Source organism: Roseibium sp. M-1 (genome assembly GCF_054515675.1).
The window spans coordinates 2,910,578-2,923,792 of record NZ_CM137257.1; the positions used below are offsets into that span (position 1 = coordinate 2,910,578).

The following is a 13,215-nucleotide window of genomic DNA, read 5'->3' on the forward strand; positions in this document are numbered from 1 at the left end:
AACGACGAACCTTCGGGAGCCTCCAATGGACTACGGCCTATTCATCGACAACGAGGACCAGACGGCGGCAGGTGCGGCGGTGTTCGAGCGCCGCAATCCGGTGACCGGCACGCGGGCAAGCCTGGCAGCGGCAGCGACCGCAGCCGATGTCGACAAGGCCGTGCAGTCCGCTCAGGCTGCTTTCGCAACATGGTCCAGGACGGGCCCGAACGAGCGCCGCAAGATCCTGAGCAAGGCCGCCGACCTTCTGGAGGAACGCACGCCGCAATTCGTCGAGGTCGGTATCCGGGAAACCGGCGCGACCGCGCCCTGGCTCGGTTTCAACAACATGTTTGCGGCCAAGATCCTGCGCGAGGCGGCCGCCTCGACCACGCAGATCAAGGGCGAGATCATTCCCTCCGACAAGCCGGGTTCCTTTTCCATGGGGTATCGCCAGCCGATTGGCGTGCTCGTCGGCATGGCGCCTTGGAACGCGCCGACGATCCTCGGCGTGCGCTGTTTCGCCCTGCCGATCGCCTGCGGCAACACGGTGGTGATGAAGGCGTCCGAGAAATGCCCCGGCCTGCATCGGCTTCTTGGCGATGTCCTTGCCGATGCCGGACTGCCGAAGGGCGTCCTCAACATCCTCACCCACGATGCCGCCAATGCACCGGATGTGGTGAATGCCCTGATCGATCATCCGCTGACGCGGCGGATCAATTTCACCGGCTCGACACGGGTCGGCCGGATCATCGCCGAACGCGCCGCACGGCATCTGAAGCCTTGCCTCCTGGAACTTGGCGGCAAGGCGGCGCTCGTGGTGCTGGACGACGCGGATCTGGACGGCGCCGTCAACGCTGCCCGCTTCGGCGCCTTCATGAACCAGGGCCAGATCTGCATGTCGACGGAAAAGGTCGTCGTCGACGAGACAATCGCCGATGCCTTCGCCGAAAAATTCGCCGCCAGCGCTTCTGCTCTCAAGGTTGGGGATCCGGCGGACCAGGTGCATATCGGCTCGGTCGTCGACCGCGACACCGTCGATCATGTGCGTGCGCTGATCGAAGATGCGCTCCTGAAAGGCGCGAAAGTGCTTTGTGGCGGCGTACCGGAAACCGGCACCATCATGGCGCCGACCATCGTCGACCATGTCACACCGGAAATGCGCATCTATGGCGAGGAAAGCTTCGGCCCGGTGACGACGATGATCCGCGCCCGCAACACCGCCCATGCCATCGTGATCGCCAACGACACGGAATATGGCCTGTCGGCCGCGGTCTTCGGCCAGGACGTGCGCCGGGCAATGGAGGTCGCCAGGGAAATCCAGTCCGGCATCTGCCACATCAACGGCCCGACGGTTTTCGACGAAGCCCAGATGCCATTTGGCGGCGTCAAGGCCTCCGGCTACGGCCGCTTTGGCGGCTCCGCCGGCATCAACGAGTTCACGGAACTGCGCTGGATCACCATCGAGGACCCGGGCCAGGGCTACCCGATCTGAGGAACCGTCCGCTTCCCGGTATTGCCAGGCAGGTCCAAGCGACCCGCATATCCGCTTGCGACGCTACGGCAGCCCGATCCTTGCAAGAAATGAGGCGTGGTTTCACGTCTCATTAACCATAAGTGGCAATACACTGATGCACTCATAGCGCGAATCTGCGCGGCAATTTCATAAGCGGTGCTCCAGTGATGAAAAGCCTTTTTCTGTCGCTGCCGGCGGTATTCTGCCTGGCAACCCCTCTTCTTGCGGCTGACATGTCCTATCCGGGCTCATCGGAACTCTATCAGCCGTCGAGCCTGCGCGGCAGCATCGGTGTCAGGTACTGGTACAGCCAGTCGCAAACGGATCTCGACAACGAGCGGTTCAACATTTCCGGCACCGACAACGTGTCCTCGCATACGGCGGAACTGGTCGGAACGCTGGAGGACGTGACCGAAGGCACCTTCGTGCGAGCCTATGTCGGCCTCGGCCGCAATGTCAGCGGCGACGCGGAATATGCCGGTTTCACGATGGACGACTATGACGACACCTCCCTCGGCTATGTCGTCGTCGACGGCGGCTGGCAATTTGCCAATTTTGCCAACAATCAGGTCAGGCTCAAGGGGTTCGTCGGCTATCAGTATCTCGCCGACGACTACTCGGCCAGATATGGCACGATAACCATCGAGCAGGAACGCCGGTGGCACGCGCTGCGCATGGGTGTGACGGCCGAAGGCGACATCGGCTCGCGTGTCGGCTGGGCCGTCGATGTGGCCGGGGTTCCGTGGAGCTACAACAACGCCGAAACCTGGGAGAGCGACTGGAGCTACGGCCTGGAAGCCGACGCGATGCTGAATGTCGACCTGACGCGGAACTGGCAGTTGGGCGTCGGCGGCCGCTACTGGTGGCTCCACTCGAATTTCGACCGTCGTTATGTCGTAACCGGCGAAAAGGTCGTGCTCGACCAGAACTACCATCGCTATGGCCTGCTGCTGGAAAGCAAATACACGTTCTGAGGAGAGGCCGGTTTCCGGGTGAAGGACGCCTAGATCAGCGGACGCACATCCGGAACCGGTTGAGCGTCCGCTGATCGATCTTAAGATGCTCGAGCACTGGCGCGAGCTGCGCGCTCCTTGAGAGCGGTGGACACCCGCACGAATTCCGGTCCAGCCGGAATGCCTGACTTTTCCAGCACCTGGCGGCAACTTCCCTGACATTCAGACTAGGCAGGAGACGCGGCCTGATCAGCCAAGTCCCTGTCGCTTTGCCGCACCCGGCCGCGTCGCTGAGTTGATACTTTCAGCGCAAATCTCTTCCATTCCAGGACGATCGATCAATGCCCGCCAATGCCGTTGCCACCTACCTGATCCTTGCCGCCGCCATCGTCGCCGAGGTCATCGCGACTTCCGCGCTCGCCAGAACCGAGAATTTCACGCGCCTCCTGCCGACGCTGATCACTGTGGTCGGCTATGCGCTCTCCTTCTGGCTGCTTTCCTACCCGATCCGCGTGCTGCCGACCGGCATCGTCTACGCGGTCTGGTCCGGTGCCGGCATTGTGCTGATCACGCTCGTCGCCTGGCTGGTCTTCAAACAGACCCTGGACCTTCCCGCCATTCTCGGCCTCGGACTGATCGTTGCCGGGGTTCTGGTGATCAACCTGTTTTCAAAGGCGGTCACGCATTGAGGGAGGGGACGCTGAACGGGACGCCGGCACAAGGCGCCGGGCTCAGCTTCCGGCATCTTCACGGCTCCCCGGCACCGCCCCGCTTCGCGGCAAGGTGAGCGCGGCGACAAGTGGCTAAGATTTGAAGAAGAAAGGTTCGTTTCACAACGGACCGCACCTGTCCTTCGAACCTCTTTTCGGTTCAAGGTGCTTCAACGCGCGACAGATGACCGGATTTTACACTAGCGAAAGGTCCCCCCGGTAAACTGCTCGAAACCTCCCAGAGACGAGAGACATATGCCGTCTTCCAGTTCCGCAGCCCTCGAAATTGTCGATCTTCATAAGCGCTTCAGAGAACCGGCAGTCAACGGCCTGTCCCTGCAAGTGCGTGATGGCGAGTTCTATGCGTTGCTCGGCCCGAACGGCGCAGGCAAAACGACAACGCTGCGGATGGTGGCGGGATTGCTCCAGGCCGATGCGGGCAGCGTCAGGATCTGCGGCATCGACGCGTTTGCGGACCCGATTGCCGCCAAGCAGGTCCTGGCCTGGGTTCCCGACGAACCCATGGTCTATGACAAGCTGACGCCGCTCGAATATCTCGAGTTCGTGGCAGGCCTCTGGAACATGCCGCCGGACCTCGCGCGCTTCAAGGCCGATACTCTGCTCGACTCCTTTGGACTTGGGCCCCATGCCAATGAACGCTGTGGCGGGTTCTCGAAAGGGATGCGTCAGAAGGTGGCGCTTGCCGGTGCCTTGATCCATGAACCGCGATTGATCATCCTCGATGAACCGCTCACCGGACTTGATGCAGGATCCGCCCGGCAGGTGAAGAAGGTGCTGAGCGGCCTTGTCGCGCAAGGCGTGTCGATCATCATGACGACGCATATCCTTGAGGTCGCGGAGCGCATGGCTGACCGGATCGGGATTATCGCCCGCGGTGAACTCGTTGCCGAAGGAACGCTGGAAGAGTTGCGCGCACGCGCGAGCGCCGGAGGCCATTCCCTGGAGGATATTTTCCTTGAAATCGTGGGCGGCGCTGACGGCGAAGCACATCAAGGCAAGGCAAATTACCTTGACGAGAAGGTGGCATGAGAGCGATCGCGGCTCCTTCCGCCCTGATACGTTTTTCAAGGCATGAATTGCGGCTCGCCTGGCGCGACTGGGCCTGGATGTTTTCAGGCTGGCGGAATACGAGCCTGCGGCGCGCCCTGATCGGCATGGGCCTATTCTATGCGATCATGCATCTGATCGCCTATGCCGTGCTTTCACCTCATTTCACCGCCGGGCTTGTGCTCGATCAGACCACGCTGGCGGTGATTTCGGTCACGATCCTGCTCAGCTTCACCATGATGCTCTCACAGGCAATGGAATCGGTAACACGAGCGTTCTACGCCCGCGATGACCTCGACCTGATCCTGTCTTCCCCCGCGCCCTCGCGTGACTTGTTTCTTGTGCGCATCGTCATGATGGCTTTGACGAGTTGGGCGATGTCGGCGCTGGTTATTTCCCCATTCCTCAACGTTGCGGTGGCGCTTGGCGGCGAGCGGTGGATTGCAGGATATGCGGTTCTCCTGGCGGTATCGCTGTCAGCAACCGGGCTGGGTGTGTTGATCACACTCGCGCTGTTTCGAACGGTCGGAGCGCAGCGCACGCGCTTCTACGCGCAAATCCTGGCCGCGGTCGTCGGCGCCGCCTTTCTGATCGGCATGCAGGTGGTCGCGATCCTGTCCTTCGGATCAATGTCCCGCTTCACGCTCTTCGATCCGGCCTTCCTGGCAAACCAGTTGCCAGATGCTGGGTCAGCTTGGTGGTTCCTTTCCCATGCGGCCGCCAGACAGACCGGTGCCGTGTTTCTGGTCCTGGCAGTATCGGTCGCGTTTTTTGCGGTAGGAGCCTGGCGCGGCGCAGTCCAGTTTCGCAGCATCGTCGTGATGGCACTCGGTGTCACGGAAAAGACCCCGCGCGGACGCACCCTTGAGCGAACCTTTCGCAATTATTCGCCACTCGGCGCGCTGGTTTACAAGGAACTCAAGTTGATCGCCCGCGATCCCTGGCTGGTTTCCCAGACGTTGATGCAGGTTCTCTATCTCATCCCGCCGGCTGTCATGCTCTGGGTTAGTTTTGGCGAGAACAACGAGATTTCCGTGATCGTCGCCCCTGTTGTCGTGATGGCAGTCGGACAGCTTGCCGGCGGCCTTGCCTGGCTGACCATCTCCGGCGAGGATGCCCCGGACCTCATTGCAACAGCCCCGATTTCTGCGTTTACACGCCTGTGGGCGAAGGTGCTGTCGGTCCTGACGCTTATCGCAGCAATCATGCTGCCGATTTCTCTGAGCCTTGCGCTCATATCGTTCTCGAGTGCCGTGGTCACCTTCGCCGGCGCAATGGTCGCGGCGGCATGTGCAATCCTAGTCCAGCTCTGGTTTCGCGCGCAAGCCAAACGCACCACCTTCCGGCGCCGGCAGGTCGCTTCGAAGGCCTCGACGCTCGCGGAAGCAGCGTCGTCCATTGCCTGCGCCGCGGGCACAGCCCTTGTCGTGGCGGGAAGCCCGTTGGCGCTCCTCCCCGCTATTCTGCTCTTGTGTGTACTTGGAACCTCCTGGAGCATCAGTCCGAAGTACGGCGCAAACACCTGACAGGTTAGCGCGCCTGGATTGTGCAGTTTCTTGCCATCACCCAGCCGCATCCGATTCGAGACCACACGATGCGGACAACTTTCGTGACGCCGGCCGCATGGCGGCGGCTTCACCATCCGCCTGGGCGAGGACATGGGCAGCCCATCCCTGATCAAGGTCGCCCTAGGCGGCACCAGGGGCGCGCCGGTTCGTGTTTCCGGCGGGACAAGAGCATCGTGCGTTCAGGAGAACGCACATAAGATGCTCTACCACTTTAAGGTCGATCAGCCACCCGCTTGTGCATCACGGTGGCGCAATGCTCGCATAATGCCCTCAGATTGCCGCCTGTGGCCGTGAGGGATTGAATTCAACTTCGTCGAAGGCCGGTCGCCTTCGCGCCTTACAGGACATGCAGAAGCATTCGTCGATTTGGCAGGTTTGTTTCGGCTTTCGCCGTCCATCGAGAAAGGCCTTCAAATCCTGCCCAAGGATCAAGACGGGCCGTTGTTCCTTGAGGCAGGGAAGCCCCCGCCTTTCTACCAACGCCTAACCGTGCCCTTGGCAACGCCCAGCGCGCGAGCAGCTTCGGCAACGTCGTAGCTTCGATGGCCTTGATCCGGTGCCCGTTCGGACGTTTGCCAGCCACGTTAAGCCGCTCCGGTTTCCAAGAGCGCGCGAATATCCTCCACCCGCCAAACGGTGATGCGCTCGCCCAGCTTTACCGGCTTGGGAAGGCGCCCATCCTTTGTACCCGCCCACCAAGTGGACGTAAGCATCCTGTGATGCTTGCTGTTACCCATAAGTTCACGGTTCATGATGGGGCAGTTGCGCGATGCGGGCTCCTTCGACCAGATCTGCGAGTCGAGAGAAGCCTCGCCATATGACGGTTGTTCCTGGCGGCGGGTCGGAGGCGCGGTCGAGATAACCACCGAGCCGTGCGACTGCCCTGAGGTAGAATTCTAAGTCTCGCGAGACATAGATTTGTTTTCTGGAGTTGAGCGCTCATGCAAACGGCGCTCGATTTCGGTGAATACGGCAGCGGGAGATGCATCCGGTGCCTCGCGCCCGAGCATCGTTAGCCAAGAGACACGCCAGGCCAAAACGCAGCACAGCGCGATACAGTTTGCCAATCGGTCAGCCGTGGTGAGGAGCAACTCCTCGATACGGAATCCGGTCTTCAGTGTTCTGAAGAAGGTCTCAATCTTCCAGCGTAGACCCGCGCACCTGCAAGAATGGTCAGCACCAGATCGGCGGCTACCTTCGCCAGTCAGTCTTTTCCCGACTGACAGGCTGGGAGGATGTGAACAACGCCGACCGGCTTCGGTCTGATCCTGTGATGCGGCAGGTCGTTGGCGGCAAGGCGGTGAAGATCAGTGCCGCATCGGCGTCGGCCATGGGACGGTTCGAGACAGAGATGCTGACACTGCCCGGCAAGCTTGCGACTCTTGCTGAACTGCCCGGGCGCTGGTTCGACGCGGTGCACGACAAACAACCGCCGAAGTTCATCACACTGGGCATGGATAGCTCCGAAAGCCCCGTGCATGGCGAGCAGGAAGGGGCGATGTGGAACGGGCACTTCTGTTCCAAATGCCTGCATCCCTTGTTCGTGTTCAATCAGTACGGCGATATGGAACACTGCGCGCTTCGGCCCGGCAACGTCCATAGCGCTGACGGCTGGAAAGATGTCCTGAAGCCGGTGCTGGCGCGCTATTCCCGTTCGGCCCGCCCCTCACTCAAGCGGCGGCGCTTCCGTGCCGATGCGGCCTTCGCCATTCCCGCGCTCCTTGATCTGCTTGAGGATGAAGACTGGGATTACGCCATCCGGATCAAGGGCAATCCGAAGCTGCACTCCCAGGTCGACTGGCTGAGCAAGCGCTGCCCGGGCCGCCCGCCGAACCACATCGTCCGTCATTACACCAGCTTCCACTACCGGGCGAAGAGCTGGTCAAAGCCGCGCCGCGTGGTCGCCAAGGTCGAGTTCCATCCAGGCGAGCTGTTCCCGCGCGTGGGCTTCATCGTCACCAACCGCAGCCTGCCAAACGAGCGGGTGCCGGCCTTCTACAATGACAGAGGAACAGCCGAGCAGCACATCAAGGAAGGCAAGTACGCGATCAAGTGGACCCGGCTCTCCTGCATGCGTTTCGCGGCGAACGCTGTCCGGCTTCAGCTTCATGCGCTGGCCTACAACCTCGCGAACTTCCTGCGCACGTTGGCGACGCCGGAGGTATTCGAGACGTGGTCCCTAAAAAGCCTGCGCGAACGCCTGATCAAGACCGGCGCGCGCCTTGTGCGTCATGGGCGCTACGCCATCTTCCAGATGGCCGCCGCCACGCTGCCGAGGAAGATATTCGTGGGGGTACTCGACTTGATCAATGGCCTGCGCGGGCCGCCAGACAACCCGGCTCCGGCATGAGCGTCACCGCGATCAGATATGTTCAGCGCCGATTCAGGGACAGAATTGGCGTGTCTGCCTTTCCGACCAGCCCATCACAAACAGCGTTCGAAGCGCCAAACTCACGCTCCGCGTCGATGAAATCGCTAACACAAGCGCTCGGCGCTCGCCGCTCAAGCTTGATCCCGCCGCCACTTCGCGCCTACGATGGAGACCGAAGAACAAATGGGAAATCCGCATTTATACAATCAGGTTGCATTTATACAGTCAGGTTGTATATCGATTATTTCATTGACCGTTGCAACCCATAAAAACTTGTTTATTGGTCCATCACATTTTGGAGGGTGCTAATCCATGCCCACGCATGACGAACTCGTTAATCGCTTCAACTTGAATGATTCATCTTTGCTTAATGGCGTTCGAGGTCTGACAACCGTTACGATCTCCGGTCGAACCTTCGTTCTCGGAGCCTCGTCAAATGCCAACAGCGTTGTTGTTTATGAAGCTCTGCCAGGAGGGCAACTTACCTTCATCTCATCGTTTGACGATGATGCTGCGATCAACATGAATTCGCCGCAAAACATCGTAACGACGGAGATAGGGGGGGCGACCTATGTCTACGTCAATTCGTTTTATGGTGATGCCATTCAGATCTTCACGCTCGCTGCGGACGGTACTCTTGCCTTTGTACAGGAAGTGGTGGATTCGGCGTCTACTGAGTTCAGTGGCACTGAAGGTGAGATGACAATAATTGATGTCAGCGGCGCACTCTACCTGGTGGCGGGTGGCAACGACGACAACGGCATTACATCGTTCCGTATTGGCGCCGATGGACGACTCTCCGAACGGTCCAGCTTAGATGATGCTGATGACACAGCCTATGGTTTGGGCGGGGCCACATCCATCGCTTCCGTCAGTTTCGGCACGACGACCTTGCTTTACGTCGCAAGTTACGATGAGGATGCGATCGCGGTCATCTCCATTGATGCGGCAGGCAATCTAAACCATCTCGGCGCTGTCTATGACAGCGATAACAACAATTACGAACTCAATGGCGTTTATGCGCTTGAGACCGTCCGAATAGACGGAAAGACATATTTGATCGCCGCAGGCTTTCAGGATGCTGGTATCAGCATCTTCCGAGCACGTCCCGACGGCTCTCTGACAAACGTCACAAATATTGCCGATACCGCGCAGCTTGGCCTCTATGGAGTCACAGAACTCGATGTCTTCGAGTTCGACGGACGTTGCTTTGTAGCCGCAGTCGGTCAGTACGACGATGCTGCTTCCTATTTCGAACTGGGATCGGATGGTTCTCTTAGTGTCGTCGACACGGTCTTCGACGATGTAGAACTCAATCTCGACAACGCAGTCGACGTCACTACGATGGTTATCAATGATCGGGTGTTTCTGGTGACATCGAGCAACAACGAAGACGGCCTCTCTGTCTTCGAAGTGGGTGTCTCCAGCGATACGATAGAGGGCACATCGAACGACGACGTCATTGTCGGCACGCAACTCGACGACACCATCGAAGCGCTCAGAGGAAATGATGTCGTCCTGTCCGAGGACGGAGATGACACCGTTATCGGAGGAGACGGCGACGATATTCTGCAGGGCGGTGCAGGAAACGATATTCTCATCGGTGACGAAAACGAAGTACAGACAGATTTCGACACGACCACGATTCCGTCAACGGACCAGGAATTATCGATCTCTCTCACTCTCCCCGCGGATTCCAGCAGCGGAACGATCGACATCGAAGGATTCATTAGCCGCGTTCCGGTTCAAGGCAACGAGTTCAATATTGTCTATGTCGTTGACGTATCGAGTTCGATGGCTTCTCAATTTTCGGGAGCTGAGACCGTTGGAGACATCAACGGAAACAATAGCTCCGACGAGCTTATCGATGGTACGATTCTCGCTTTCGAAGCGGTGCACCAATCGATCATCGACGCCGGTCTAGGTGGCTCCGATGTCGGCATCGTGACCTTCAACTCTGCAGCCGGCCTGGTGTACTCCGGCTCTGCGAGTGGCGACGTTTCCGGCACGTTGCGCAGTCTCACTGCCAGCGGCAACACCGATTTTGAAGCAGCGCTTCAGGAAACTATAAGCTATCTACAGGGTGCAGGGACGGGCGAGAACCGCATCTTCTTCATCTCGGACGGCGCAAATAATGGTGGCAGCACGGCTTTTGCCGATGAAGTTGCGACCCTACTGGATGAAAATGGTCTGAACGCAGAGATCCGCGCAATCGGACTTGGTAACAATGCGAACCTGGACCAGTTGGACTTGTTGGATGACGGAATTGACAATGACTCGTCCGAACGTGTCGTGACACCCTCGACCTTGACGGCCTTGCTGTCGGGAACGCCGGTAGAGACGAGCGAGGTCGCCCACCTCGAAATCCTTGTTAACGGGACCGTCGTTCGTACCTTATTTCCGGACGAGTTTGAAGTCACACCACTTGGTTTGCGCTATGAGGCGAGCATCTCCGGCCTGAATGTAGACGCCGACGACGTTATTACGGCGCGGTTGGTGGCGTCCGATCCGGCGAGCACAATGGCGACCGTCAGCATCGTACTGGACAACTCGGCGCAGGCGAGTGGTGACGACGTACTCATCGGCGGTGAAGGCAGCGATGAATTGCGGGGCGGAGGTGGCGCCGACACGCTGATCGGCGATGCGGGCAATGACCGATTGCTTGGCGGCACCGGCACCGATACGCTGATTGGCGGCGAAGGTAATGACCGCTTGGAAGGTGGCGGTGGGGTCGATATCCTCAATGGTGGCGAAGGTGAAGATGTCATCGATGGCGGCGGCGGCATGGACATAGTCAACTATAGCGGCTCGACCGCACGCGTCGTCGTCAATCTTGGATCGCAACAGGCGATCGGTGGTGACGCTGATGGAGACCACTTATCATCGATAGAAGGTGTCACCGGCACTGTTTATCGTGATACGCTTCTGGGCAGCGCAGGCGACAACATCCTTGAAGGCGGTGACGAGAGCGATCTGCTCGACGGTCGTGAAGGCAACGATACTTTGCGTGGCGATAATGGCAATGACATTCTCAAGGGTGGCGGTGGCGACGACATACTGTCGGGAGGTGACGGCGAGGATCTGATTTTCGCCGGGTCGGGCAACGATACCGTCTTCGGAGGGGATGGCTTCGATCGCATCTACGGTGGAGCCGGTGACGATCAGATCTATGCCGGTTCGTCGAACGATATCGTCAATGCCGGCGACGGTGCCGATGTCATCAATGGTGGTTCAGGCAACGATCTGATCTACGGGCAGGCTGGGTCGGACAACATTTTCGGGGCGGATGGTAACGACAAGCTCTATGGTGGTGATGGCAACGACATATTGTCGGGCGGCTCAGGGGGCGACCGCCTCTATTCCGGACAGGGAAACGACGCCATATTCGGTGGCGGTGGCAGCGATCTGATCTATTTCGACGCAGGAGACGACAAGCTGTACGGCGGCTCCGGCGCGGATCGCTTTGTTATCTTCGCAGATCAAGGCGCCGACCACCTGTTCGACTACACCAGCGCGGATATTCTAGACATTTCCGGCTTCGGCCTGACCGATGGCGCCGGTTCGGACACAGACTGGCTAGTGGCAACGACATCCGTCATCTCCGTAGGCGGTGGCGCGGATACGCTTATCACCTGGGATGGTGGTGGAACCTTGCGCATCGAAAACACCACTGTGGCTCAATTGATGGATGATGATTTCATCTTCTTCTGAGGTGCCTCTGATCTACTCCCCAATCGTTGGATAGTTTTCGAGGTGATTAAGCTACTCTGTAACCGCTGTTCTGTCCCCACGTTGCTCTGTCTCTCAAGATCTGTGATCGGCTGATCATGTTGGATTGAGAGGGAGTTTCTCCATGGAGACTACGATTGAGGTTCTGACGGACGGGCGTGAGACTGGCACCCCGCGCCGTTGGCCAGACGATGTAAAGGCGCGGATCGTTGCGGAGAGCTTGCGTCCAGGCGTGACGGTGAACGAAGTTGCCGGCCGTTCCGGTCTGAAGCCGAACCACCTGTCGGCATGGCGAACCCTGGCACGGCGCGGCAAGCTGGTTTTGCCCGCTCCGGAAGATGACGTGGAGTTTGCGGCCATGATTGTCGCGGCGCCGGGTGAACCAGAAACTGCCGTTGAAACGGAACGCCCTGAGATCCTTATGTAAGCGGCGGCTGGATCCCACCTGTTCGCTCCCGTCGTGATGCTGGAATCCATACCCATTGTCGATTTGGGGATGGAGGCAGGTTTGGGAGTCCATAGAGAGCTCCATATGGAGTCCGTATGCGGTTATGAGATTTTGCCGCGCGACACGGGAATGCGCCGTTGGCCCAATGAAGTGAAGGGGCAGCTTGTCGCGGAGACCTATCTTCCCGAGGTGACAGTGAACGAGGTCGCCCGGCGTGTCGGCATGAAGCCCAACCATCTCTCGGCATGGCGGCGTTTGGCGCGGGAGGGCAAACTTGTGGTGCCGGATCTTCCGGGAGCGGAGTTTGTACCGGCCGTTCTGGAACCGTCTCCGGCGCCCGTTTAAGAGGATGCGAAGCCGCTGGCCGCGGTGGAGATCATTTACGGCGGAACCATAATCCGGCTGGAAGCTTCCGTGAGCCCGGACAGGATTGCTGGGATCGTGCGCGCTCTTGGGCGTGGATCATGATTTTCCCCTCGATACCATTGGCTGACAGGCGAATGGTACATTCGCCGAGAGGCCGGGTGCGTATCCTCGTGGCGACAAAGCCAGTCGACTTCTGAAAAGGACATGATGGGCTAAGCGCCCTGGTCCAGTCCGTTTTGCGCAAGGACCCGTTCACCGGCACGGTTTTTGTGTTCCGGTCCAGGCGAGCCGACCGCTTGAAGCTCCTGTATTTTGACGGCACCGGCCTGGTCATGGCTTACAAGCAGCTGAGCGAGGACAAGTTCCGTTGGCCCCGGCGCCAGGATACGGTGGTGCGGCTGACGAGCGAACAATTGCACTGGATCCTCGACGGCATCGATATCGATGCAATGGTCCGCCATCCAGTGCGGCACTACCAGGTCGCTGGTTGAAGGTTCTCGCATTCCG

The 13,215-nt window shown here is 59.3% G+C and carries 9 protein-coding genes and 2 pseudogenes; 10 read left to right on the forward strand and 1 reads right to left on the reverse strand.

Annotated features, from left to right (window positions below; translation table 11 throughout):
- The first annotated feature begins 25 nt into the window (after positions 1-25).
- The 5 genes from ACX3M4_RS13080 (at position 26) to ACX3M4_RS13100 (ending at position 5,752) form a co-directional block, all read left to right on the forward strand.
- The gene (locus ACX3M4_RS13080; RefSeq protein ID WP_459358996.1) at positions 26-1,474 is read left to right on the forward strand and encodes an aldehyde dehydrogenase; all 1,449 of its coding nucleotides are present in this window, start codon (positions 26-28) and stop codon (positions 1,472-1,474) included.
- Positions 1,475-1,662: 188 nt separating this feature from the next.
- The gene (locus ACX3M4_RS13085; protein WP_459358997.1) at positions 1,663-2,469 is read left to right on the forward strand and encodes a hypothetical protein; all 807 of its coding nucleotides are present in this window, start codon (positions 1,663-1,665) and stop codon (positions 2,467-2,469) included.
- Positions 2,470-2,789: 320 nt separating this feature from the next.
- Positions 2,790-3,137, forward strand: coding sequence for an SMR family transporter (locus ACX3M4_RS13090; protein WP_459358998.1), 348 nt, complete (start codon positions 2,790-2,792; stop codon positions 3,135-3,137).
- 276 nt (positions 3,138-3,413) lie between these two features.
- The gene (locus ACX3M4_RS13095; protein ID WP_459358999.1) at positions 3,414-4,208 is read left to right on the forward strand and encodes an ABC transporter ATP-binding protein; all 795 of its coding nucleotides are present in this window, start codon (positions 3,414-3,416) and stop codon (positions 4,206-4,208) included.
- Entirely contained in the window at positions 4,205-5,752 is a 1,548-nt protein-coding gene (locus ACX3M4_RS13100) for a permease (protein WP_459359000.1), read from the forward strand. The genes ACX3M4_RS13095 and ACX3M4_RS13100 overlap by 4 nt, the downstream gene beginning before the upstream one ends.
- Positions 5,753-6,535: 783 nt before the next feature.
- Here ACX3M4_RS13100 and ACX3M4_RS13105 read toward each other — a convergent pair.
- On the reverse strand, positions 6,536-6,712 hold the full coding sequence (locus tag ACX3M4_RS13105; RefSeq protein ID WP_459359426.1) for an IS4 family transposase: 177 nt from the start codon (positions 6,710-6,712) through the stop codon (positions 6,536-6,538).
- 232 nt (positions 6,713-6,944) lie between these two features.
- Here ACX3M4_RS13105 and ACX3M4_RS13110 point away from each other — a divergent pair.
- From ACX3M4_RS13110 to tnpB, 5 genes and pseudogenes are all read left to right on the forward strand, one after another.
- Positions 6,945-8,144 (forward strand): annotated as a pseudogene (locus ACX3M4_RS13110) (IS1380 family transposase); the annotation flags it as partial.
- Between the two features lie 333 nt (positions 8,145-8,477).
- Complete coding sequence (locus ACX3M4_RS13115) at positions 8,478-11,876, forward strand: VWA domain-containing protein (protein ID WP_459359001.1); 3,399 nt, start codon at positions 8,478-8,480, stop codon at positions 11,874-11,876.
- Between the two features lie 142 nt (positions 11,877-12,018).
- Complete coding sequence (locus tag ACX3M4_RS13120; protein WP_459359002.1) at positions 12,019-12,321, forward strand: transposase; 303 nt, start codon at positions 12,019-12,021, stop codon at positions 12,319-12,321.
- A 105-nt stretch (positions 12,322-12,426) separates the two neighbouring features.
- Positions 12,427-12,687, forward strand: coding sequence for a transposase (locus ACX3M4_RS13125; protein ID WP_459359003.1), 261 nt, complete (start codon positions 12,427-12,429; stop codon positions 12,685-12,687).
- A gap of 230 nt (positions 12,688-12,917) precedes the next feature.
- A pseudogene (gene tnpB / locus ACX3M4_RS13130) lies at positions 12,918-13,199 on the forward strand (IS66 family insertion sequence element accessory protein TnpB); the annotation flags it as partial.
- Positions 13,200-13,215 lie beyond the last annotated feature (16 nt).